This is a genomic window from Pseudooceanicola marinus, assembly GCF_020177265.1.
Lineage (GTDB): Bacteria > Pseudomonadota > Alphaproteobacteria > Rhodobacterales > Rhodobacteraceae > Pseudooceanicola > Pseudooceanicola marinus_A.
In genome coordinates, this window is the sequence record NZ_JAIVMC010000012.1 from 67,841 (window position 1) to 90,422 (window position 22,582).

Below are 22,582 nucleotides of genomic sequence, written 5' to 3' on the forward strand. Positions count from 1 at the left end.
TGCATCGGCCAATCCGGGTCGCCCCGAAGATCGGATCCCGCGAAACCTCGCGAATTGATGCAGCGCAGACGTTTCTTCTCACCCATGAACGTCGTTCAATTTCATTCTTTAGTCATCTTCGATGTGAATTCACATCCCGCATGGCCGAGTTTCCAGCGCAAAACGGGCTGTCGCACCGTGATTTATCCGCAAGCCTACGCATATGCACAGTGATTAGGCAAGCCCCACGACGGGCAGGAAGGCGCCGGAGTTTCGGAATGCCTCACTTGCGAGCGTCTTCGGACTTGAATAACGTTCATGTTCAGGAGAGGCGGCGAGATGACCGAAACGGCGGCAAACAAGGCGAAGGAAGGGCGCGTGGCGCGGCGGCAGCGGCGCAACCGCGAAGCCCTGATTCGCGCCGCCAGCGCCGTGATGAGCGACAAGGGAATCGACGCCGCCACCATGCTGGAGATCGCCGATCGCGCCGACGTGGGCGCGGGCACGGTCTACAACTACTTCAAATCGAAGGATGATCTGGCCGTCGCCGTGCTGGAGGAAATCATGCAGGGCCTGGCCCTGCGGGTCGAAAGCGCCACGGCGGGCCTGGACGATCCGGCGCATATTTACGCGATCGCCCTGATGACGGTGCTGGAAACGGCCACCGAGGATCAGCGCTGGCGCCAGTTGCTGAACCGCGCGGGCATCGTCGCGGATGTGATGTATCGCCGGATCGGCCCCTTCACCATCGACCTGCTGGCCAAGGCCGAGGCCTCGGGCCGGTTGACGCCGGGGGACCCGGCACTTGCCTGGAAACTCAGCACCCATGCCATCGTCGGCTTCGCCCTGGCGATCTCACGGCACGAGGTCGCCCCGGTGACCATCCCCACGGCCGCCGCCCGGCTGCTGTGCCTGGCCGGGCTGGACGCCAGGGAGGCCGAGGAGATGGTGGCCCGGCCCCGCCCGATGCTGCCGCCCGAACGGGACCTGCATGACCTCAGCCCGCAGGAGGGCTGATCAGCCCGCGCCGCCGGCCAGCGCCGCCAGCGCCTCGGTCAGGCTGGTTTCTTCCACATCCCGATAAAGCGCCGTTTCCGAGGTGACGGCACAGCCGAGCGCCGCCTCAAAGACGTCCTGGTTGGCGGTCTCGTCGAAGTTGGACTGCGCATCGGTGCCGAGGTTCGACTGGAAGATCCCCGCCGCCGAGACCGGCAGGAAATCCTCATAGGTCTGCGGATCGGCGACCAGCGCGCCGGCAGCCAGCAGGTCTTCGACCGCCTCTGCCACGGGCTCCACGCCCTCGGGCAGCGGACCCGCCACGCGGTAGCGGAAGAACGCCAGCCCCTCGCGGCGCAGCCTGTCGGCGTCATCCGGGAACTCGATGAAGGCCGCGGCCAGCGCATCCATGTAGTCCTCGGCCCCCTCGCCCGTCGCGCCAACGGCAGCACGGCTGCGCGCCTCGGCCAGGCAGCGGTCATAGAGGTCACGGCCCAAAGGCGTCAGGGCCACGCCGCGCTGCTCGATCTCGCCAAAGCGGGCGGTGTGGGTGCCTTCTTCGCCGTTCGATCCGCCCTCACCGGGGAACAGGATCGGCTCCTCCAGCGCCTTGAAGGAGGTCTGGCGCAGCAGGATGTCAACGGCGCGGCGCGGCGGGCCTTCGATGACGGCCTTGGGGGCGATGCCCCGCTCGGGCATGCGCGCCTGCACTGCGTCGATGTCCAGGGTGCGCGGCGTCAGATGGTTGATATGCGGCCCGCGGAAACAGACCACGTCGGCGATCAGCCGGTGTTCGGCGGCTAGGCGGGCGTAGGTGCCGGCGGTCACCGTCGCATCGGAATGCCAGCGGAAGGTTTCCAGCGCCTCGGCCACGAATTCCTCCGCCTGCGCCCGGGTCAGCCCGCCCTGGGCCTCGCCCTCGGCGATCAGCTCCAGGCAGCGCGGCGTGACGATGGCGCGGCGCGACAGGATCTCCTCCGCCTCTGCCGCCAGGGCACGATCTTCCAGCAATTCCAGCCGGATGAGAGAGGTGAAGACGCGGAAGGGGTTGCGCGACAGGGCCTCCGTCGTCGTGGGGCGGAAGGCGGTCGAATGCACCGGCAGCCCGGCCACCGACAGGTCGTAGTAGCCCACGGGCGCCATGCCCATGGTGGCGAACATGCGGCGGATGTTGAACAGTTCCTCCGCCGTGCCCAGCCGAATCGCCCCGTGGCGTTCCACGTCCAGGCGCGACAGCTCATCCGCCGCCTCCAGTCGGGCCTTCAGCGCCGGGTCGGCCGCCATGACCTCCTCGTTCACGTCGCGCACCAGCTCGATCAGGGTGCCGTATTGCGGCACCTCCTGGCGGTACATCTCGGACATGGCCTGGGAAAAGAGCGTGCGGATCTCGTCCGCGGGCAGATGGGTCATGGGGTCCTCCTCGGGTCGCGCGCCGCCAGCCCCCTGCCCGGCCGCGCATCATGGCGTGGGTCAGGGTGGCGCCGAATTCGTAGTAGGCCTCGTGCAGGCCGCGCAGGTGTTCCTTGTAGCCCTTGAGCACCGGCAACGGAAAGGCCTCCGGCGCGTCGGTCAGAAGGGCCTGGGCCGCGGCGGTGCCGAAGACCGTGCCGGGCGAGATGCCACGCCCGGAATAGCCGAAGACGGCATAGGCAGCGGGGCCGAAGTTGACCACCTTGGGGATGTGGTCGCGAGTCATGGCGATCTTGCCCCGCCAGTGGTGTTCAAAGGGAATGTCGCCCAGATCCGGGTAAAGCGCGCGCAGCTTGCGCCGCGCCCAGCCAGCATGAATCGTCCCGCCCAGGCCATCGGCATTGCCCATGCCACCGACGATCAGCCGCCCCGCAGCGTCCACGCGGACCGAGGACATGACCAGCGCCGTATCCCAGCAGCCCTCGCCGCCCGGCAGCACCTTGGCCTGCGCCTTCGGCGGCAGGGGCGCGGTGGCGAACTGGCTGTAGTTCACCACGACGAACTGGGGCGCAAAGGCCCCGGCGATCCCCTCGTGATAGGCATTGGTGGCCAGAAGCAGCTTCGGCGCCCGCACGCTGTGGCCATTGGCGCTGACCTTCCAGTGACCATCTGCATGGGCAATCGCGGTAACGGCGGAGCTTTCGTGGATCTGCGCGCCCAGCTCCTGCGCCGCGCGGGCCAGCCCGGTGCAATAGGCCAGCGGCTGCACCGTGCCGGCGCGCGGGTCCAGCAGGGCGCCGTGGAAGGCCGCGCTGCCGGTGCGCCGGGCGGTTTCCGCTGCGTCCAGCAGTTGCAGCGGCGCGCCATGGCGGTTGCCCTGGCGAAACCGGTCCTGCAGCTCAGCGAGGCCCTTCGCGGAGTGCGCCAGGTGCAGGGTGCCGTGGCGCGTGGCCTCGCAGGCAATGCCGTGCTCCGCCACCCGGTCGAAGACCATCTGCGGCCCCTGCCCCAGGGCCTCGACCAGCCGTGTGCCATCGGCCTCGCCCATCTGCGCCAGCACCTCGTCCGGGGGCAGCCAGAGGCCCGCGTTGACCAGCCCCACGTTGCGCCCCGACCCGCCGTGGGCGATGCTGTTCGCCTCCAGCACCACGACCGAGGCGCCCTGTTTCGCCACCTCCAGCGCGCAGGCCAGGCCGGTGAAGCCCGCGCCGATGATCACCACCTCGGCCCGGGCGTCCGCCGCCAGGGGCGTGGTGGTCAGCCGCTCGGCGCTGCTGTCCCGCCAGAGGGTGCCGTCAGATGTCAAATTTCACCCCCTGCGCCAGGGGCAGCTCGGCCGAGTAGTTCACCGTCGAGGTCTGCCGCCGCATGTAGCCCTTCCAGGCGTCAGACCCGCTTTCGCGCCCGCCGCCGGTGTCCTTCTCGCCGCCGAAGGCGCCACCGATCTCGGCCCCCGAGGGGCCGATGTTGACGTTGGCGATGCCGCAGTCCGATCCCACCGCCGAGAGGAAGGTTTCCGCCTCGCGCACATTCAGGGTGAAGATGCAGGAGGACAGGCCCTGCGGCACGTCGTTCTGCATCGCGATCGCCTCCTCCAGCGTCTCGTAGCCCATGACGTAGAGGATGGGGGCGAAGGTCTCGGTGCGCACGATGTCGGTCTGGGCGGGCATCTCGACCAGCGCGGGCGCGGCATAGGCGCCCCCCGCGACCGCGTCGACGGGGGTGCCGCCGTGGATGGTGCCCCCCTGGGCCTTGGCCGCCGACAGCGCCGCCTGCATCCCGTCCAGCGCGCCCTGGTCGATCAGCGGGCCAACCAGCGTGCCGTCCTCGCGCGGATCACCGATGGTCAGCGAACCGTAGGCCTGGCGCAGCTTCACCACCAGGTCCTCGCGGATCGAATTGTGCACGATCAGCCGCCGCAGGGAGGTGCAGCGTTGCCCGGCGGTGCCCACGGCGGAGAAGACGATGGCGCGCACCGCCATGTCCAGATCGGCCGAGGGCGCCACGATCATCGCGTTGTTGCCGCCCAGCTCCAGGATGGAGCGGCCGAAGCGCGCGGCGACCTTGGGCCCCACGGCGGCGCCCATGCGGGTCGATCCGGTGGCCGACAGGATCGGCACGTCGCGGGAGGTCACCAGCGCCTCGCCCACATCCGCGCCGCCCACGACGACCTGCAACAGCCCCTCCGGCGCCTCATCCCCGAATCGCGCCACGGCGCGGTCGAAGATCACCTTGGTGGCCAGCGCGCACAGAGGCGTCTTTTCCGACGGCTTCCAGATCACCGGATCACCGCAGACCAGCGCCAAGGCGGCGTTCCAGGCCCAGGGAGCGACGGGGAAGTTGAAGGCGGTGATGACACCGCAGGGGCCCATCGGATGCCAGGTCTCGGTCATCCGGTGACCGGGGCGTTCGGAGGCGATGGTCAGCCCGTAAAGCTGGCGCGACAGGCCGACGGCGAAATCGCAGATATCGATCATCTCCTGCACCTCGCCCAGGCCTTCGGAGGTGATCTTGCCCGCCTCCAGCGTGACCACGGCGCCCAGCTCCGCCTTGGCGGCGCGCAGCTCCTCGCCCAGCAGACGCACCAGCTCGCCCCGGCGCGGCGCGGGCACCTGGCGCCAGGCGGCGAAGGCCCCCTGTGCCCGGGCGATCACGGCGGGCATCTCCGCCAGGGGCGTCTCGGCCAGCTGCGCGACCTCGGCCCCGTCGAGGGGCGAGCGCACGGTCAGGCTGCCGCCGATCAGGTCGGTTTCACTCAGTCCGGCGGCGGCGAGGGTTTCGGCGTGAGAGGACATGGCAGGGCTCCTTCGGGGTCATGGGCAGGGTCTCGGGCGTGGCGCGCCCGCGGCATCCGGCGGGGAACCGGCCGACGCAGGTAACGGGCCCTTTGCGACAGGCTAGCCGCTGACACAGCCTGCCAGAAGCGATAGAAATTCCCAAAGCCTGGAGAAAACCTCACATGATCGCCCCGCGCCGCTTCCTGCCCTCGATCCCCTCGCTGCTGGCGCTGGAGGCGGTGGACCGGCTGGGATCGGCCACGGCGGCCGGGCAGGAGCTGTCGCTGACCCATTCCGCCGTGTCGCGCCAGCTGAAGGTGCTGGAGGGGCAGTTGGGAGTCACCCTGCTGGTGCGCGAGGGCAAGGGGCTGACGCTGACCGCCGCCGGGGCCAGCTATGCCCGCTCGGTGCGCGACTGCCTGCAGGATCTTGCCCAGGCCAGCCTGCGCCTGCGCGCCAGCGGCCCGCGCGACAGCCTCAGCCTGGCGCTACCGCCCAGTTTCGGACTCTACTGGATGGGGCCGCGCCTGCATGCCTTCCTGCGCGCCCACCCCGAGATCCTGGTCAACCAGAGCACCCGCAGCGCGCGCTTCGATTTCGCGCGAGAGAAGTTCGATGCCGCCGTCCACTACGGGCCCGAGGACTGGCCCGGGGTGCACTATCTGCCGCTGACCCGCGACCGGGTGATACCCATGGCCGCCCCCGGCCTGCTGGCGGGCGGGCCGCTGACGGCGGAGGCGATCCGGGGCCGGCCGCTGCTGCACCTCGACAGCCGCCCCGGCGCCTGGGAGGAATGGTTCACCCAGCACGGGGTCGAGGCCGGGCAGCTGCGCGGGATGCTCTTCGACCACTTCATTCCCATGGCCGAGGCCGCCGCAGCGGGGTTCGGTCTGGCCCTGCTGCCGGATTTCCTGGCCGAAGCCGAACGGGCACGGGGGCGGCTGATCCCGGCCTTTCCCGACTACCTGGAGATGGACCGCAGCTATGCCCTGGTCTGGCCGCGCAATGCGGAATCGAAACCGGCACTGGATCTGCTGATTGCCTGGCTGAAGACCTCGGAGGCGCTGCCCCTTTCGCGGCGCAGCCCCCTTTAATAGCGCAGGAAAGCGTGGGCGGCGCCCAGAAAGCCCGGGATCACGGCGCCATGCCCAACCCCGTCGAAGATCCGGAACGTGGCGCCCGCCTGTTGCGCGAACCGCCGGGCATGGCCGGTCATGTCCCGCTCTCGCAGGCGCGCGATACGGTCGGTGGGCTCTCCGGCGGCCTCTGCGGCCCCGGGATCTTCCAGCGCCCCGACGGTGACCAGAAGCTTGCCGCCAGCATCGCGGGCGCCCGCGTGGATCCCCTTCGGATCGGTCCAGATCGAGGGGCTGCCGGCGGCCACGTGGGAAAAGAGACCGGGATGGTCGGCGCGGGCCTGCAAAGCAAAGGCCCCGCCGAAGGAATGGCCGAGGATCATCCGGTGGGCGGGGTCGACCGGAAGCGCCGCCTCGACCCGGGGGATCACCTGCCCGGTCAACAGCGTCAGGGTCGCCGCCCGGCTGGCCCCGCTTGCTGCCTGCCCCACCAGGTCCGTCCCACGCCGGTCGAAGTCGATCAGGCTGTCCCTGGGCCAGCCGAGGCCCACGATCACCGCCGGCAGATCCGGAGCATCGCTGCGGCTCTTGTCGCAAAGCCGCTCCAGATCGCAGAGCGTGCCGAAGGTCCAGCCCGCATCCATGGTGTAGACGATACCGTAGCCCCCGGGTGGCGCCGGGGCCTTGGGCCGGGCCACCACGATGCGGAACCCGCCCCCGTCCGAGGGCAGGTCGAAAGAGGTCACGCCCGGTCTGGACCAGGGTGTGCCAAGGCCCAAAGGCGCCGGGCGGTCCGCCCCGGCCGCACGGCCGGGGGAGGGTGTCGAAGGGGCTGGCATCGGGCTGGCTCCGGGTCGTGCGGCCGCGTCAGAATTTCTTCGTCAGCGACATGTTGAAGGTGCGCGGCGCGCCATGGAAGTTGAAGACGACGTTGCTGCCGACGCGCGAGTAGTAGTCTTCGTCGAAGGCGTTATCGACGCCCAGGCGCAGCACGGTGTCCTGTCCCAGATCCTTCGCCGCCATCAGGTCGACCACGTTGTAGGCAGGCGCCGTGATCCCGCGCGAGGAGAACTCGGACATCGAGGTCAGCCGCCCGCCGAAGCTCCAGCCCTGCATCATCCCTTCGGTCACATCGTAAAGCGCGGTCAGCTTCAGCATGTGTTCGGGTGTGTAAGTCGAGAAGACAGCACCGGCATCCGGACCCTCCAGGTACTCGGTTTCCGTGTAGGTGTAGCCCGCCGACAGGTGCAGGTTCGGGATCACCTCACCGGAGACCTCGGTCTCGAACCCGCGCGAGCGCACGTCGCCCTCGGGTTCGGCGTAGTCGGTGCCGCGCACGGCGACCGAGCGGTTCACCTGGCGCAGATCGAAGAGCGCGGCGGAGTAGTTCAGCCCGTAGGCCAGCTCGCCCTTCACGCCCAGCTCGTACTGGCGGCCTTCCAGCGGATCCAGCGTGTCGCCGTTCACGTCCAGCTCGAACTGCGGGATGAAGATCTCGGAATAGCTGGCGTATAGGGTGGCGGCCGGCGACAGCTCGTAGGTCAGCCCGGCGAAGGGTGTGACCTTGGCGTCGATGTCGGTGCTGTCCAGATCGCGGGCGGTGCCGATGGTGCCGGAGGTGATGTCACCATCGTACCAGCTGACGCGGGCGCCGCCGATCAGGGTCAGCTGGTCGGAGGGCTTCACGCGAAGCTGGGCATAGAGCCCGGTCGAGGTGATGTCGCGCTCTTCCAGTGTGGTGTAGTCCTCTGCCGGGCGCGACAGGCTGGCCGTGTCATCGGTGTCCAGGTCCCAGCTGCCATCTTCCGACCCGCGCAGGCCGTAAGTGGAACTGTCCAGCTTTTGCCAGTCGGCGCCCAGGATCAGGTTGCTGTCCATGTTGCCCATCAGGAAGGGCATCTCGACATGGGCGTCGAGGGCCAGGCTGTCCTGCTCCCAATCCTGACCCAGCCAGGACATCGTGGTGATGACGTTGTCGGCGTCCGCCGACGAGCCGCCGTAAGCGTAGAGGAAATCCGCCTCCTGGTGCGAGGCGCGCAGCGAGGCCTTGGCACGGACGCCGTTGGCGAAGTGGTGTTCCAGCGCCAGAACGGCGTCGGTGGTGGCATTCTCGAAATAGTTCCAGTCGGCGCCGGTCGACGTGCTTTCGTCCAGCCACATCAGGGACCCGTCGGCATAGGTCGGCAGGCCGTTGAAGGGCGCGATGTCGCGTTCCATGTGGGCCAGCGAGAAGGTCAGCGTGGTGTCGGGCGTGATGTCCCAGGCGACCGTGCCATAGGCCGACAGCACCCCGTTTTCCTGCCGGTCGACAAAGCCGTCGCCATCGGCATAGGCCAGCACCGCGCGGCCGCGGATCGTGCCCTCCTCGTTCAGGGCGCTGCTGTAGTCCAGCTCGGTCCGGTAGTGGCCGTTGGAATCGACCGAAGCACTTGCGTAGCCCTTGGGATCGACCGAGGTGGCCTGCTTCAGCCGCATGTTGATCGACCCGGCCGGTTCGCCGATGCCGATGAACAGGCCCGCCGGCCCTTTCAGCACCTCCACGTGGTCGACGATCGACAGGTCCGGCTGGGTGCCATAGATCGAGCTGACCGGCGCGGGCAGGCCGTCAAAGTAGAGATAGTCGAATTCATACCCGCGCGAGAAAATCGACGAGCGACCCGAGTCGTTGTTGAGGATCATGATGCCGGGGGTGTCGGCCAGCGCCTCCTCCAGCGCGCCATAGCCGCCATCCTCGATCTGCTTGCGGGTCACCACGGAAGTCGACTGCGGCACCTCGCGGGGCGTCATCGTGGCCTTCTCGCCCACCGAGATCAGGTTGGTGGTGTAGGAGTTCGTCCCCTCGGTCTCATAGCTGGATCCCTCGACGTTGATCGGCTCCAGCTCGATCACGTCCTGGGCCAGGGCGGGCGTGACCAGGGCCGGGGTGGTCAGTGTGGTGCTGGCCAGCAGGGCCAGATGCAGCGCGCGGCGCGGCAGGAGGGGGCGCGTCATGAGGGGCTCCTTGATATCCGAGTGTTTTACTCGTTAATACGGAGAGGAACAGGGCTTCAGCCAGATGGTGATCTTCGCGCCAGAGCCAGATGTCTTCGCGAAACCGCCAGAGAGGCCGCGCGCCCATGTCCTCGCAGATCCGCCCAGACCAGATTCGCCTGTCCGAAATCGCGCGGAGCGTCGCGATGACCGGCCGGCGCCTCCGCGCCAGCCTGCCCGAGGGGCGGGTGGTCCTGCGGGGCAAACGCGATGGCGTCGAAAGCGCCTCGGGGCTGACGATCAACGCCCATGACGCCTGCGCCGAGGAGGATTTCGAGGTGCGGGTCACCCGCGCGCCCGGTGTGGTGCTGCACCTTGTGCTGGCCGGCCGGGTCGAGGCCGTTCTGGGCGGCCTCCCGATGGGATTGGAACGGCGCCCCGGCGCGCCGGCGCCGGTCATCTTCAGCGCGCTGGATACGCCGCTGGAGTTTCACCGTCAGTCGCGGCGCGGCGAGGTGCTGCGCAAGCTGACCCTGCGGATGAGCTGGGACTGGCTGGAGCGGCGCGGCATTTCCCGGGCGGAGATCCTGCAGGGCGACGCCCGTCGCGATGCCCGGTGGAGCGCGGGCCCCGAGGATATCGCCGACGCCGAGGCACTGATGCAGCCCGCCGCCGCCGCAGGCGGGCCACTGTCACTGCTGCGCGAGGCGCATTCCGCAGCTCTGGTCGGGCGCGCCTTCGAACAGCTTTGGCAGGCCGAGGAGCTCGTCGCGCCGGCGGACCGCGACCGGCTGAACCGGATGGAACACCTGGGCTGCGCCCCCGGCCCCGTGCCCGCGATGGAGGCGATAGCCCGCGCCGGCGGCATGAGCCTCAGCTCCGCCCGGCGGCTGTTTCACCGCGCCTACGGGCAGAGCATGCTGGCCCGCCTGCGCGAGCTGCGCCTGCGCCGCGCCCATGACGCCCTGCGCCATGGCGCCAGCGTCGGCACAGCCGCCTGGGACGCGGGGTATGACAACCCCTCGGCCTTCTCCACGGCCTTCCGCCGTTGGTGCGGGCAAACCCCGTCGCAGGTCCGTCAGGGCGGCCTGCCGCGTTAGGCTCCGGCCCGCGCGGCCCCTCCCGGCGCGGGATAATTGCTGCATCGCAGAGCAATTATCTCTTTATATCATGGGCTTTCACATCGATTGACCGGCAATTCCTTGCCAATGCAGCATCGACGCCTAGGTTATAGATCACGGATCCGTGCGGCGGATCCCTCGGCGTCATGACGATGACCCTCCCCGCGCGCAGCGAGCCACTCCGCTTGCTCCTGCTCCCTGCCGCACCGCCTTTTGAGGCCGGACGGAGCGCGCCAGATCAGAATGATGAAACCCGGAACGGACACCTGAAAGGAGTTCGCCATCAAGGATGCTGTATCCAATCCCGCCGGCCCCTATGACCGGATTGCCGTACTCGGCGCCGGGAGCTGGGGCACCGCCCTGGCCACCGTGCTGGCCCGGAACGGCCACGACGTGCGCCTGTGGTCGCGTCGCCCCGACCAGGCCCAGCGGATCAACGACACCGGCGAGAACGCCGATTACCTGCCCGATGTGACCCTGCCCCGGGGCATCACCGCCACGGCGGATCTGGGCCAGGCGCTCGATGGCGCCGAGGCGGTGCTGATGGTCACCCCCTCCGCGACGTTGAGGCCCATGTGCCAGGCCATCGCCCCCGTGCTGCCCGAGGGCATCCCGATCGCCCTGGCCTGCAAGGGGGTCGAACGGCGCACCGGCTACCTCTTGTCAGAAGTGGTGGCCGAGGAGCTGCCCGGCCATGTGGTCGGCGCGGTAAACGGGCCGACCTTCGCCCGCGAGACGGCGCTGGATCATCCCACCGCCGCCACCGTGGCCTTCCCCTTCTCCTATTCCGACCGGCTGAACCCCGAAACCAGCCCGGCCGCGCGGCTGGCGCTGTCGCTGTCGGGCGGGGGCTTCCGCGCCTATGTCTCCGACGACTTGGTGGGCGTCGAGGTGGGTGGCGCGGTGAAGAACGTGATCGCCATCGCCTGCGGGATGATGTCCGGCGCGGGCTTTGCCGAGAACACCCGCGCGGCCCTCATCACCCGCGGCATCGACGAGATGAAACAGCTGGCCCAGGCCCTGGGTGGCCGGCGCGAGACGGTCACTGGCCTGTCGGGCGCGGGCGATCTGACACTGACCTGCTCCTCGACCACCTCGCGCAACATGTCGCTGGGCTACCAGCTGGGCCAGGGCATCCCGCGCCCGTCCTGCTTCGAGGGCCGCCCCGTGGTCGTCGAGGGCGAGGTGAATGCCGTGTCGGTCACCGACCTGGCCAAGCGCATCAACGTCCCCATGCCGATCTGCGAGACCGTGCAGGCCATCCTGCACGAGGGCGCCGACCTGCAGGAGGCCTTCACAGCGCTCTGGGCCCGCCCCATCGAGGCCGAACCGCAGACCATGCAAATGTCCCTCGAACACCCGTCCCCCGACCTTCCGCTGCAATTCGGAGCTTCTGACCAGTGACCGTTCACGCCGCCCCCCGTCCCGACATCTCCCAACGCCGCTTCACGCTGGCCACAGACCTCGACGGCACCTTCCTCGGCGGAACCGACGAAGACCGTGCCACGCTCTACCAGTGGATCGAGGCCAACCGCGACACCGTGGGCCTGATCTTCGTCACCGGCCGCGACCCCGAGTTCATCATGCAGATGTGCCGTGAACAGGGCCTGCCCTGGCCGGAGTACGTGGTCGGCGACGTGGGCACCACCATCGCCGAGGTCGCCCCCGACGGGTCGGTCGTGCCGATCGAGCCGCTGGAGGAAGACATCGCCGCTCGCTGGAACGATGCAGGCGAGGGCGTGCGCGCCCTGCTGGACGACCATCCCGGCCTGACCCTGCAACCCACGCGCTTCCGCTACCGGGTCAGCTATGACCTGAGCCCGGCCGATTTCGATCCGCGCGCGCAGGACCTGATCGAGGAGGTGGGCCTGGACTGGCTGATCTCCGACAACCGCTATTTCGACGTGCTGCCGCGCGGCGTGTCCAAGGGCCCCTCGATCCGCCGCCTGATCGACCACCTGGAGATCCCGGAACACCGCGTCCTCTGCGCCGGTGACACGCTGAACGACCTGTCGATGCTGGCCTCCGGCCTACCCGCCGTGGCCGTCGGCAATTCCGAAACCGCGCTGACCGACCGTCTGAACGGTCTGGACAGCGTGCATCACGCCCACGCCCACGGGGCGGCGGGCATCCTGGAGGCCATCGCCGCCTTCGACCTTCACGACATCCCGGAGAATGCCTGACATGTCTTCCAATCTCGTCATCGTCTACCACCGCCAGCCCTATGAGGAAGTCGAGGTGGACGGGAAAATCGAATACCACGAGAACAAGAGTCCGAACGGCATCGTCCCCACCCTCAAGAGCTTCTTCGGGCGCTTCGAGAAGGGCGCCTGGGTGGCCTGGAAACACGCCGAGGACCCGGCCAACCCCGACTTCGAGCGGGTGATCGAGATCGACGATCACTACGGCAAGTACACCGTGTCGCGCCTGCCGCTGACGCCGGAACAGGTGACCAGCTTCTACCACGTGTCATCCAAGGAAGCCTTCTGGCCGATCCTTCACGGGTTCAAGGAACGCTACAACTACGACCCGGTCGACTGGCCAACCTTCCGCGAGGTGAACTGGGCCTTTGCCGAGGCCGCCGCCGCGGAGGCCGCCGAGGGCGCCGTGGTCTGGGTGCATGATTACAACCTGTGGCTGGTGCCGGGCTATCTGCGCACCCTGCGTCCGGACGTGAAGATCAGCTTCTTCCACCATACGCCCTTCCCCAATGCCGACATCTTTAACGTGCTGCCCTGGCGCAAGGAGATCCTGGAAAGCCTGCTGTGCTGCGACGTGGTGGGCTTCCACATCCCGCGCTACGTCAACAACTTCGTCTCCGCCGCCCGCTCGCTGCTGGAGGTCGACACGATCAAGCGCGAGAAGGTGAAGCCCGAGATGAAGGCCGAGACCACGGCCCTGTCGGAACAGTCGGTGGTGACCGAACTGGAATACGAAGGCCGCCGCGTCTGCCTGCAGGCCAGCCCCGTGGGCGTCGATGTCGAGTACATCGAAAGCGTCGTGGCCCGGCCCGAAACCGCCCAGCGCGTCGAGAAGATTCGCGAGGAACTGGGCGAGGGCCGCCTGATCCTGTCGGTCGGGCGCACCGACTACACCAAGGGCGGGATCGAACAGCTTCAAAGCTTTGAACGGCTGCTGGAAAGCCGTCCCGATCTGCGCGGCAAGGTGCGGCTGATGCACGTCTCCGTCGCCGCCAATGCCAACATGACCGCCTACGAGGAGATCCAGCACGACCTCGAACAGCTGGCCGGGCAGATCAACGGGCGTTACGGCAGCTTCGAATGGCAGCCTGTGGCGCTGATCTCACGCCCCGTGGCCTTCACAGACCTGGTGGCCTACTACCGCGCCGCCGACGTGGCTTGGATCACACCGCTGGCAGACGGGATGAACCTGGTGTGCAAGGAGTTCTGCGCCGCGCGCACGGACGAGGACGGGGTGCTGGTCCTGTCGGAGTTCGCCGGCGCGGCGGTGGAGCTGGGGGCGATCGTGCCCACCAACCCCTTCTCGCACAAGTCGATGGACAGCGCGATCCAGTACGCCCTGGACATGCCCGCAGACGACCGCCGCGGACGCATGCGCGCCAACCGCGCCATGGTGGTGAAGCAGGACATCCGATTCTGGGCCGAGGACCAGATGCAGGCCTTCAACGATGACGTGCTTCCTGACGAGCAGGCCCAGGACACCGTCCCCGCCGAGTGACCGGCCGGATCCTGACCGCGCCCCTGAAACGCCGCAGCCCCGCGCTGCGGCGTTTTGCGTTGCAGTGGCTTACTCCGTCACCCGGGCTTTCTGAATTTCAGTCCGCAATGAAACGCCGCGCTTCCGACCATTGCTCCGGAATCTTGTCCCAAACCTTGCGGCGGGCCGCGCGGTTGATGGGAGAGGGGTGTGCCGATCGGACCAGCGGCAGCCCGCGCTGCGCGACAAGCGGTGCGACCTTGGCCGCTTTCCCGCCGACCGCAACCACGACGCGAAGTTCCGGCAACATATCCAAAAGCCTGCCCAGACGCTCCAACCCGGCAGATAGTTCTGCCCCAGTTATTTTGCGCGTTCCGTTCCACCATGGCACGGCATTCCACAGGGCACTGTCCTGCCGCACGACTCCGGCCTGCGCCATGAACCTGAAGATGGCTTCAGCGGTCGGATCGTCGTTGTCACGAGAGATGAAACCCGAACCGATACGGCCATTCTGCCTGGCATCGTCCGTCATCGGTCCTGGCTTCTCCATCAGGAAAAGCATTCTTGCCCGGCTTCCCCCGTCCAGCGGATCGAAGTCAGGCACGGTGCCGCGCCCTTCGTTCCGGAGTGCCGCTACCAGGGCATTCAGCGGGCGCATATGGTCCTGCACCAGTAAGGCACGCCGCGCCTTGCAGGCTTCGGGCTCCCTGAGGGATCGGGGCAGGGCTGGATACGACATATGAAAAGAGGTCCGTATAGTGCGCCGCACCCAAAGCAGGCACGGACGCTGCCACGGTGCAATGAAGCCTCAACGACAGCCAAGCCCCAAAACGAGAAATGCCCCGCGTTTTCAGCAATCTACTGAAAGCGCGAGGCATTTTCTGGTGGTAGTGGTGAGCCGTGAAGGATTCGAACCTTCGACCCACTGATTAAAAGTCAGTTGCTCTACCAACTGAGCTAACGGCCCACTGTGGGCGCGTCTCTAAAAGGGGGGGCGGGGATGGTCAAGCGGGAATCCGAAAAAACATAACAGAAATGTTTCATCCGCAGGGCCCGCCGCGCCGCGGCGCCTTTTCAACAAGGGGTTCAGGGTCTATATCGCCGCAATGACCCAACCCCGTCCTCATACCCCCGCCGCCGACGGCCTGCCCTTCATGAAGATGCACGGGCTGGGCAACGACTTCGTCGTGCTCGATTCGCGCGGGCTCCCGGCGCGCACCACGCCCGCCCTCGCGCGGGCACTTGGCGACCGGCACCGAGGCGTGGGGTTCGACCAGCTGGCCGAGATTCGCGATGGCGACGGGTCGGACATCTGCCTGGACTTCTGGAACAGCGACGGCACCCGCGCCGGGGCCTGCGGCAATGCCACCCGCTGCGTCGCCGCCCATGTGATGGGGGAAACCGGCGCCGACACCCTGTCGATCCGCACCGCGCGCGGCCTGCTGCAGGCGGCCGCGGTCGACGGCGTGACCTGGGTCAACCTGGGCCCGCCGCAGCTGGCCTGGGACGAGGTGCCCCTAGCGCGCGAGATGGAGGTCACCGCCCTGCCGCTGGCGGGCGATCCGGTGGCCGTGGGCATGGGCAATCCGCACTGCGTCTTCCTGGTCGACGACGCCGAGGCGGTGACGGTGACGGAAACCGGCCCGAAGATCGAACATGACCCGCTCTTCCCCGAACGCTGCAACGTGGAATTCGCCGAAGTGCGCGCCCGCGACGAGATCCGCATGCGGGTCTGGGAACGCGGCACCGGGGTAACGCTGGCCTGCGGCTCGGGCGCCTGCGCCACGCTGGTGGCCTGTGTCCTGCGCGATGCCACCGACCGCCGCGTCCGGATGGAGCTGGACGGCGGCTGGCTGACCCTCGACTGGCGCGACGACGGTGTCTGGATGGGCGGACCGACCGCTCTGGTCTTCTCCGCCACGCTCAGCCCGGCCTTCCTGGCCGAAGTGGAGGCGTAAATGACCGCCGCACCGCCGAAATTCGCGACACTGGGCTGTCGCCTGAACGCCTATGAAACCGAGGCGATGAAGGCGCTGGCCGCCGAACATGGCGTGGAAAACGCCGTGGTGGTCAACACCTGCGCCGTCACCGCCGAGGCCGTGCGCAAGGCGCGCCAGGACATCCGCCGCCTGCGGCGTGAGAATCCGGGCGCGAAGCTGATCGTCACTGGCTGCGCGGCGCAGACGGAGCCTGCCACCTTCTCCGCCATGGAGGAGGTCGACCTGGTGATCGGCAACTCCGAGAAGATGCAGCCCGAAACCTGGGCCGCCATGGGCCCCGATTTCATCGGCCAGACCGAGCGCGTGCAGGTCGACGACATCATGTCGGTGACCGAAACGGCCGGCCATCTGATCGACGGTTTCGGCACCCGTAGCCGCGCCTACGTGCAGGTGCAGAACGGCTGCGATCATCGCTGCACTTTCTGCATCATCCCCTATGGCCGGGGCAATTCGCGCTCGGTCCCCGCCGGGGTGGTCGTGGACCAGATCAAGCGGCTGGTGCAACAGGGCTACCGGGAGGTCGTGCTGACCGGGGTCGACCTGACCTCCTGGGGGGCCGACCTGCCGGCCGAACCGCGCCTGGGCGATCTGGTGATGCGTATCCTGCGGCTGACCGACGTGCCGCGCCTACGGATCTCCTCGATCGATTCGATCGAGGCCGACGAGGCGCTGATGGAGGCGATCGCGACCGAACCGCGCCTGATGCCGCACCTGCACCTGTCGCTGCAGGCGGGCGACGACATGATCCTGAAACGGATGAAGCGCCGCCACCTGCGCGACGACGCCATCCGATTCTGCGAGGAGGCGCGCAAGCTGCGCCCCGACATGACCTATGGCGCCGACATCATCGCGGGCTTCCCCACCGAGACGGAGGAGATGTTCGCCAACTCCCTGAAGCTGGTGGAGGAATGCGACCTGACCTGGCTGCATGTCTTCCCCTATTCCAAACGCGAGGGAACGCCGGCGGCGAAGATCCCCAGCCAGATCAACGGCAAGATCATCAAGGATCGTGCGGCCCGCCTGCGCGCCGCCGGCGACGCCCAGGTGGCCCGCCACCTCGCCGCCCAGCAGGGACGCGCCCACAGGGTGCTGATGGAAAGCCCCCGCATGGGCCGGACCGAACAGTTCACCGAAGTGAGCTTCGAGACCGACCAGACCGAGGGGCAGATCGTCGACACGGTGATCCGCGGACAGCAGGGGCATCAGCTCCTGGGCTGATCGCCCCGTCGCACCGCTTGCACCTCCCGCATCGTCACCGCATCCTGCGCCCGACCGCAGGAGATCAGCGCCGATGCACCCCAATCCCACCTTCCGCAAGGCCAGCGATACGCAGAACCTGACCCTGGCCGCCGAGATCGGCGCCGGCCTTCTGACGCTTTCCTCCGAGGGCGCGCCCCTGGCCGCCCAGGTGCCCTTCGCGATCCGCGAGGGCGTGGTGTACCTGCACCTGGTGCGCTCCAACCCCGTGGCCCGCGCCACCCCCGGCCCTGCCCGGCTGATCGTCGCGGGGCCGCAGGGCTATATCTCGCCCGACTGGTACGGGCTGGAGGACCAGGTGCCGACCTGGAACTACGTCTCGGTTCACCTGCTGGGCCCGCTGGAGCCGCTGCCGCAGAGCGAGATGCGCGCGGTGCTGGATCTGCTGTCGGAGGAATTCGAGGCGCGGCTGGCGCCGAAACCCGCCTGGACCGCCGACAAGATGCCCGAGGAGGCCCTGGCGCGGATGATGCGGATGATCCAGCCCTTCCGCATGCCCATCGAGGCGGTCGAGGGTACCTGGAAACTGGCCCAGAACAAGCCCGAGGCGGCGCGCCTTGCCGCGGCCGAAGGGCTGGCCGCCGCCCCCGCCGGGCCGGAGCTTGCACAGCTGGCCGCCTGGATGCGCGAACCGCCGGCCTGATCGCCCCTGCGCGGCGCTGGACAGTCGGCGCGACGCGGCCCTAGGCTCGCGCCGAACACAGATCCAGGCGGAGCTTGCCCGATGACACTGACCCTCTTTTCCTCGCCCACCTCTCCCTACGTGCGCAAGGTGCGCGTGCTGATCGCCGAGGCCGGGCTGACGGACCGGGTGACCGAAAAGGTGGTGGCAACCACCGCCTTCGACACCGATGCCGAGCTGGCCGCGGTGAACCCGCTGGGCCGGATCCCGGCGCTGGTGCGCGAAGACGGGCCGCTGATCTGCGACAGCCGGGTGATCTGCCGCTACCTAGACGATCTGTCGGGCGCGGGTCTCTACCCCGCCGATCGGCTGTGGGAGGTGCTGACGCTGGAGGCCCTGGCCGAAGGCATCCTCGATAGCGCGGTCAACATGGCCTACGAGGTCCGGCTGCGGCCCGAGGACATGGTCTTCGACAAGTGGCTGGAGGCACAATGGACCAAGATCGCCCGCACCCTCGACGCCATCGAGGCCGACTGGACGGAGGCCCTGGCCGCGCCGCTGGACGCCGCGCAGATCGCCCTGGCCGCGGGGCTGGGCTACCTAGACTTCCGCCATGACGCCCGCGGCTGGCGCGACGGGCATCCGAAGATCGCCGCCTGGTACGAGGCGATCACCGCGCGCCCGTCTTTCACCGCAACCCTGCCGGGCTGAGCGGGCGGCGACGGGGGCGGGGGCTCTGCCCCCCTTGAGCCTCCGGCTCAATTCCCCCCGGAGTATTTTCGACAAAGTGAAGAGATGGGGAGTGCGGTCGAGGCCACCGCTGCACTCTTGGGCAGGGGGATCACGCGCGGGCAGGCCAAAGTCGGGCGCCCGGGCGGGACGCCGTCTCGCTGTCTTCGCCCCTCACCACCATGCAAAAGGCCCGCCTCAGGGGCGGGCCGTGTCAGGTCGCAGCCTGCGGGCGGGGTTCAGAATTTGAACCCGACGCCCACGTTCAGCGCGTTGGTGTAGAGCGTGGTGTCCAGCGAACCGCCCCCGTCCAGGTCAGCGGAGTTGTCCGACCAGGTGAACTGGTACTCGGTGAAGACCGACCAGCGGTCGGTCAGCGGGTAGTTCACCCCGGCGGTCAGGCGGGCGGCGGGGCCGGTCACCTGGTAGCCGTAGGTGTGCTCGCCGCCTTCCGGCTGCACGTCCACGTGGGGCATGGCGATGCCCAGGCCGGCGGAGACATAGGGCGTCGCCGCCCCCCAGCCCTCGATCCAGCGCCGCGAGACGTTGGCCGTGATGATGTTGTGCCCGTCGGTGAACTCCAGCCGCTCGAAGCCCGCCTCGGCCATCTCGTCGTCCGGCGCATAGGCCTTGTCATGCGAGAACTCGATGCCGAAGCCCCAGGCCTCGCTGCGCCACCAGGTCGCGCGGATGCCGTAGTAGGGCGGCATGTCAAAGCTCTTGCCGTCCCAGCCGATCAGCTCATCGAAGCTGCCACCGGCGTTGACGCCGGAGCCGTAGTCGCCCTTCACCCGGGAATGGGGCGAGGTCTGCCAGCCGCCGTAGAAGCTCAGCTCGATCTCGGCCGCGGCGGGAGCGGCGAAGGCGCCGGCAGCCAGGGCGATGACGGAGGCGCGCAGGAGGGCGCAGCGCGGGGCGGTGAAGGGAATCATGGGCGGTCTCCGGGCCGGACGGGCCGGCAAGGTGAAAGGGTCATTGACCGTATAGCTGTCCCACTGCCGCGTCTCAAGCGCGACACATGCGCACCCTCTCTGCGCATCCATGAACGAATGCTGGACCTGTGCACTTTCCGAAGCTAAACAACCGCACGGTAACGGTTGTGTGTAAAGCGCGACCCAGACACATATCGCGACTGCCCAGGCGGGCCTAGGAATGGAGCTAAGTTCGTGTCCCACGCAGAAGATCACGAAGGCACCCGGAGGGACTTCCTCTATTACGCCACGGCCGGCGCCGGTGCTGTTGCGGCCGGTGCGGCCGTCTGGCCGCTCGTCAACCAGATGAACCCCTCCGCCGACGTCCAGGCGCTGAGCTCGATCCGCGTCGACATCGCCGGCGTCGAGGAAGGCACCCAGCTGACCGTGAAATGGCGCGGCAAGCCGGTCTTCATCCGTCGTCGGACCCAGGAGGAGATCGACGCGGCCAACGAGGTCGACCCGGCTACCCTGCCCGACCCGCTGGCGCGCAACGAGAACATCGGCGCCGATGCCCCCGCCACCGACGGCAACCGTGCCCTGGCCCCGGAAGGCGCCGAAGGCAAGGCCGCCGAGGAATGGCTGGTGATGATGGGCGTCTGCACCCACCTGGGCTGCGTTCCCCTGGGCGAGGCCGGTGACTTCGGCGGCTGGTTCTGCCCCTGCCACGGCTCGCACTACGACACCGCCGGCCGCATCCGTCGTGGCCCGGCCCCGGAAAACCTGCCTGTCCCCGTCGCGACCTTCGATGGTCCGACCGAGATCATCCTGGGCTGAGGGAGGAGACCAAAATGTCCGGCATTCCGCACGATCATTACGAACCGAAGACCGGTGGCGAGAAGTGGATCCACTCTCGCCTGCCGATCGTGGGCCTGATCTACGACACGATCATGATCCCCACGCCCAAGAACCTGAACTGGATGTGGATCTGGGGCATCGTCCTGGCCTTCTGCCTGGCGCTGCAGATCGTCACCGGCATCGTTCTGGTGATGCACTACACCCCGCATGTCGACATGGCCTTCGCCTCCGTCGAGCACATCATGCGTGACGTGAACGGTGGCCACTTCCTGCGCTACCTGCACATGAACGGCGCCTCGCTGTTCTTCTTCGCCGTCTACCTGCACATCTTCCGCGGCCTCTACTACGGCTCCTACAAGGCCCCGCGCGAGATCACCTGGATCATCGGCATGATCATCTACCTGCTGATGATGGCCACCGGCTTCATGGGCTACGTTCTGCCCTGGGGTCAGATGTCCTTCTGGGGCGCCACGGTGATCACCGGGCTGTTCGGCGCGATCCCCTTCATCGGGGAAAGCCTGCAGGCCTGGCTGCTGGGGGGACCGGCGGTGGCCAACGCCACGCTGAACCGCTTCTTCTCGCTGCACTACCTGCTGCCCTTCGTCATCGCCGGCCTGGTCATCGTGCACATCTGGGCGTTCCACAACACCGGCAACAACAACCCGACCGGCGTCGACGTGCGCAAGTCGTCCAAGGCGGAAGCCGAGAAGGACACCCTGCCCTTCTGGCCCTACTTCGTCATCAAGGACTTCTTCGCCCTCGCCGTCGTGCTGGCCGTCTTCTTCGCCATCGTCGGCTTCATGCCGAACTACCTGGGTCACCCCGACAACTACATCGAAGCGAACCCGCTGGCGACGCCCGCGCACATCGTGCCGGAATGGTACTTCCTGCCCTTCTACGCCATCCTGCGCGCCTTCACCGCGGATGTCTGGGTGGTGATGTTCGCCAACTGGATCACCGGTGGCATCATCGACGCGAAGTTCTTCGGCGTGCTGGCCATGTTCGGCGCCATCGTCGCCATGGCCCTGGTGCCCTGGCTGGACACCTCCAAGGTGCGTTCGGGCCGCTACCGTCCGATGTTCAAGTGGTGGTTCGCCCTGCTGTGCATCGACTTCATCGTGCTGATGTGGGCCGGCGCCATGCCCGCCGAACCGCCCTATTCCACCATCTCGCTGATCGGGGCCACCTACTGGTTCGCCTACTTCTTCGTCATCCTGCCCCTGCTGGGCGTGATCGAACCGGCGCCCAAGAACATGCCGGCCACGATCGAGGAAGATTTCGACGCCCATTACGGCAAGCCGACAGAACCGGCCGAGTAAGCGAAAGGACAGAGACCATGTTCAAGAAACTCTCTATCTCTGCCCTGGCAGCCCTGACGCTCGGCGTCGGCAGCATGGGCACGGCCGCCCTGGCGGCCGAAGGCGGCGGCCATCACGAGGACATCGCCTTCTCCTTCGAAGGGCCCTTCGGCAAGTACGACGAGAACCAGCTGCAGCGCGGGCTGAAGATCTACACCCAGGTCTGCTCCTCCTGCCACGGGCTGAAGTTCGTGCCGATCCGCACCCTGGCGGATGAAGGCGGGCCGAACATGCCCGAGGATGAGGTCCGCGCCTATGCGTCGGAGTTCATGGTGGCCGACGAGGCCTCCAACATGCACCTCTACGACTACGACGAGGGCGCCGCCCGCCAGCTGACCGAGAACGACTTCTTCCCGGCCAACGAAAGCCAGAACGCCCCGGACCTCAGCCTGATGGCCAAGGCCCGTGCCGCGTTCCACGGCCCCGCGGGCACCGGCATCAACCAGTTCTTCAAGGGCATCGGCGGCCCCGAGCACATCTACAACATCCTGACCGGCTATACCGGCGAGGAACGTGTGCAGGCCGGCGTGACCTACTACGAGAACACTGCCTTCGACGGCGGCTGGATCGCCATGGCCCCGCCGCTCTACGGCGAGGACGTGGAGTTCGATGACGGCCACTCCAACTCGCTGCACCATGAGGCCGAGGATGTCGCGGCCTTCTTGATGTGGACGGCCGAGCCGAAGCTGATGGCGCGCAAGCACGCGGGCTTTGTCGGCGTGATCTTCCTCGTGCTGCTGAGCTCGCTTCTGTACCTGACGAACAAGCGTCTGTGGAAGCCGGTGAAGAAGGCGGCCAAGGAGAAGGCCCAGGCCTGATCCCGCCCTCGGATGGAAAATC

Annotated in this window: 20 protein-coding genes and 1 tRNA gene; 13 read left to right on the top strand and 8 right to left on the bottom strand. The window is 67.9% G+C overall.

Annotation, left to right across the window (positions count from 1 at the left end; translation table 11 throughout):
• Nucleotides 1-318: 318 nt before the first annotated feature.
• A complete protein-coding gene (locus LC066_RS18940) occupies nucleotides 319-996 on the top strand; it encodes a TetR/AcrR family transcriptional regulator (protein ID WP_222475197.1) in 678 nt (225 codons plus the stop codon).
• Here LC066_RS18940 and LC066_RS18945 read toward each other — a convergent pair whose 3' ends face one another.
• Genes LC066_RS18945 through LC066_RS18955 form a run of 3 tightly spaced genes read right to left on the bottom strand, consistent with a single transcriptional unit; the run spans nucleotide 997 to nucleotide 5,180 of the window.
• A complete protein-coding gene (locus tag LC066_RS18945) occupies nucleotides 997-2,328 on the bottom strand; it encodes a VOC family protein (RefSeq protein WP_318246726.1) in 1,332 nt (443 codons plus the stop codon).
• Nucleotides 2,213-3,691, bottom strand: coding sequence for an FAD-binding oxidoreductase (locus tag LC066_RS18950; protein WP_318246725.1), 1,479 nt, complete (start codon nucleotides 3,689-3,691; stop codon nucleotides 2,213-2,215). The genes LC066_RS18945 and LC066_RS18950 overlap by 116 nt, the downstream gene beginning before the upstream one ends.
• On the bottom strand, nucleotides 3,681-5,180 hold the full coding sequence (locus LC066_RS18955; protein ID WP_224902373.1) for an aldehyde dehydrogenase family protein: 1,500 nt from the start codon (nucleotides 5,178-5,180) through the stop codon (nucleotides 3,681-3,683). The genes LC066_RS18950 and LC066_RS18955 overlap by 11 nt, the downstream gene beginning before the upstream one ends.
• Before the next feature lie 164 nt (nucleotides 5,181-5,344).
• Here LC066_RS18955 and LC066_RS18960 point away from each other — a divergent pair, with 164 nt between their 5' ends.
• Entirely contained in the window at nucleotides 5,345-6,256 is a 912-nt protein-coding gene (locus tag LC066_RS18960; RefSeq protein ID WP_224902376.1) for a LysR substrate-binding domain-containing protein, read from the top strand.
• On the opposite strand, the gene LC066_RS18965 is transcribed toward LC066_RS18960, so the two are convergent.
• Nucleotides 6,253-6,984 carry an alpha/beta hydrolase gene (locus tag LC066_RS18965; RefSeq protein ID WP_224902379.1) on the bottom strand — a complete coding sequence of 244 codons (732 nt, stop codon included), beginning with the start codon at nucleotides 6,982-6,984 and terminating at the stop codon, nucleotides 6,253-6,255. The genes LC066_RS18960 and LC066_RS18965 overlap by 4 nt on opposite strands.
• Before the next feature lie 121 nt (nucleotides 6,985-7,105).
• Nucleotides 7,106-9,229 (bottom strand): TonB-dependent siderophore receptor, encoded by a 2,124-nt coding sequence (locus LC066_RS18970; RefSeq protein WP_224902382.1) that lies wholly within the window; start codon nucleotides 9,227-9,229, stop codon nucleotides 7,106-7,108.
• Nucleotides 9,230-9,414: 185 nt separating this feature from the next.
• Here LC066_RS18970 and LC066_RS18975 point away from each other — a divergent pair, with 185 nt between their 5' ends.
• From LC066_RS18975 to ggpS, 4 genes are all read left to right on the top strand, one after another.
• Complete coding sequence (locus LC066_RS18975; RefSeq protein WP_224902385.1) at nucleotides 9,415-10,308, top strand: helix-turn-helix transcriptional regulator; 894 nt, start codon at nucleotides 9,415-9,417, stop codon at nucleotides 10,306-10,308.
• Between the two features lie 345 nt (nucleotides 10,309-10,653).
• Nucleotides 10,654-11,733 (top strand): NAD(P)H-dependent glycerol-3-phosphate dehydrogenase, encoded by a 1,080-nt coding sequence (locus LC066_RS18980; protein WP_224902458.1) that lies wholly within the window; start codon nucleotides 10,654-10,656, stop codon nucleotides 11,731-11,733.
• A complete protein-coding gene (locus tag LC066_RS18985) occupies nucleotides 11,730-12,512 on the top strand; it encodes an HAD family hydrolase (protein WP_224902388.1) in 783 nt (260 codons plus the stop codon). Before LC066_RS18980 ends, LC066_RS18985 begins: the two co-directional genes overlap by 4 nt.
• Before the next feature lies 1 nt (nucleotide 12,513).
• Nucleotides 12,514-14,028 carry a glucosylglycerol-phosphate synthase gene (ggpS, locus tag LC066_RS18990; RefSeq protein WP_222475227.1) on the top strand — a complete coding sequence of 505 codons (1,515 nt, stop codon included), beginning with the start codon at nucleotides 12,514-12,516 and terminating at the stop codon, nucleotides 14,026-14,028.
• A gap of 97 nt (nucleotides 14,029-14,125) precedes the next feature.
• Here the strand turns inward: ggpS and LC066_RS18995 are convergent, their stop codons facing one another.
• Nucleotides 14,126-14,665 carry a uracil-DNA glycosylase gene (locus LC066_RS18995; RefSeq protein WP_224902392.1) on the bottom strand — a complete coding sequence of 180 codons (540 nt, stop codon included), beginning with the start codon at nucleotides 14,663-14,665 and terminating at the stop codon, nucleotides 14,126-14,128.
• Between the two features lie 233 nt (nucleotides 14,666-14,898).
• Nucleotides 14,899-14,974: transfer RNA gene (locus tag LC066_RS19000), tRNA-Lys, on the bottom strand.
• Nucleotides 14,975-15,113: 139 nt separating this feature from the next.
• On the opposite strand from LC066_RS19000, the gene dapF reads away from it, so the two are divergent.
• The 4 genes from dapF to LC066_RS19020 all read left to right on the top strand — a co-directional run bounded on the left by dapF (nucleotide 15,114) and on the right by LC066_RS19020 (nucleotide 18,597).
• Nucleotides 15,114-15,965, top strand: coding sequence for a diaminopimelate epimerase (gene dapF / locus LC066_RS19005; RefSeq protein ID WP_224902395.1), 852 nt, complete (start codon nucleotides 15,114-15,116; stop codon nucleotides 15,963-15,965).
• On the top strand, nucleotides 15,966-17,225 hold the full coding sequence (gene mtaB, locus LC066_RS19010; RefSeq protein WP_224902398.1) for a tRNA (N(6)-L-threonylcarbamoyladenosine(37)-C(2))-methylthiotransferase MtaB: 1,260 nt from the start codon (nucleotides 15,966-15,968) through the stop codon (nucleotides 17,223-17,225).
• Between the two features lie 73 nt (nucleotides 17,226-17,298).
• Entirely contained in the window at nucleotides 17,299-17,907 is a 609-nt protein-coding gene (locus LC066_RS19015; protein ID WP_224902401.1) for an FMN-binding negative transcriptional regulator, read from the top strand.
• Between the two features lie 81 nt (nucleotides 17,908-17,988).
• Nucleotides 17,989-18,597, top strand: coding sequence for a glutathione S-transferase (locus LC066_RS19020; protein WP_412103258.1), 609 nt, complete (start codon nucleotides 17,989-17,991; stop codon nucleotides 18,595-18,597).
• A 257-nt stretch (nucleotides 18,598-18,854) separates the two neighbouring features.
• Here the strand turns inward: LC066_RS19020 and LC066_RS19025 are convergent, their stop codons facing one another.
• Nucleotides 18,855-19,547, bottom strand: a complete 693-nt coding sequence (locus LC066_RS19025; RefSeq protein ID WP_224902404.1) for an outer membrane protein — start codon at nucleotides 19,545-19,547, stop codon at nucleotides 18,855-18,857.
• Between the two features lie 234 nt (nucleotides 19,548-19,781).
• Here LC066_RS19025 and petA point away from each other — a divergent pair, with 234 nt between their 5' ends.
• Genes petA through LC066_RS19040 form a run of 3 tightly spaced genes read left to right on the top strand, consistent with a single transcriptional unit; the run spans nucleotide 19,782 to nucleotide 22,560 of the window.
• Entirely contained in the window at nucleotides 19,782-20,363 is a 582-nt protein-coding gene (petA, locus tag LC066_RS19030; protein WP_085888792.1) for a ubiquinol-cytochrome c reductase iron-sulfur subunit, read from the top strand.
• A gap of 14 nt (nucleotides 20,364-20,377) precedes the next feature.
• Nucleotides 20,378-21,703, top strand: a complete 1,326-nt coding sequence (gene petB, locus LC066_RS19035) for a cytochrome b (protein ID WP_222475265.1) — start codon at nucleotides 20,378-20,380, stop codon at nucleotides 21,701-21,703.
• 17 nt (nucleotides 21,704-21,720) lie between these two features.
• The gene (locus LC066_RS19040; RefSeq protein ID WP_222475267.1) at nucleotides 21,721-22,560 is read left to right on the top strand and encodes a cytochrome c1; all 840 of its coding nucleotides are present in this window, start codon (nucleotides 21,721-21,723) and stop codon (nucleotides 22,558-22,560) included.
• Nucleotides 22,561-22,582: the final 22 nt, after the last annotated feature.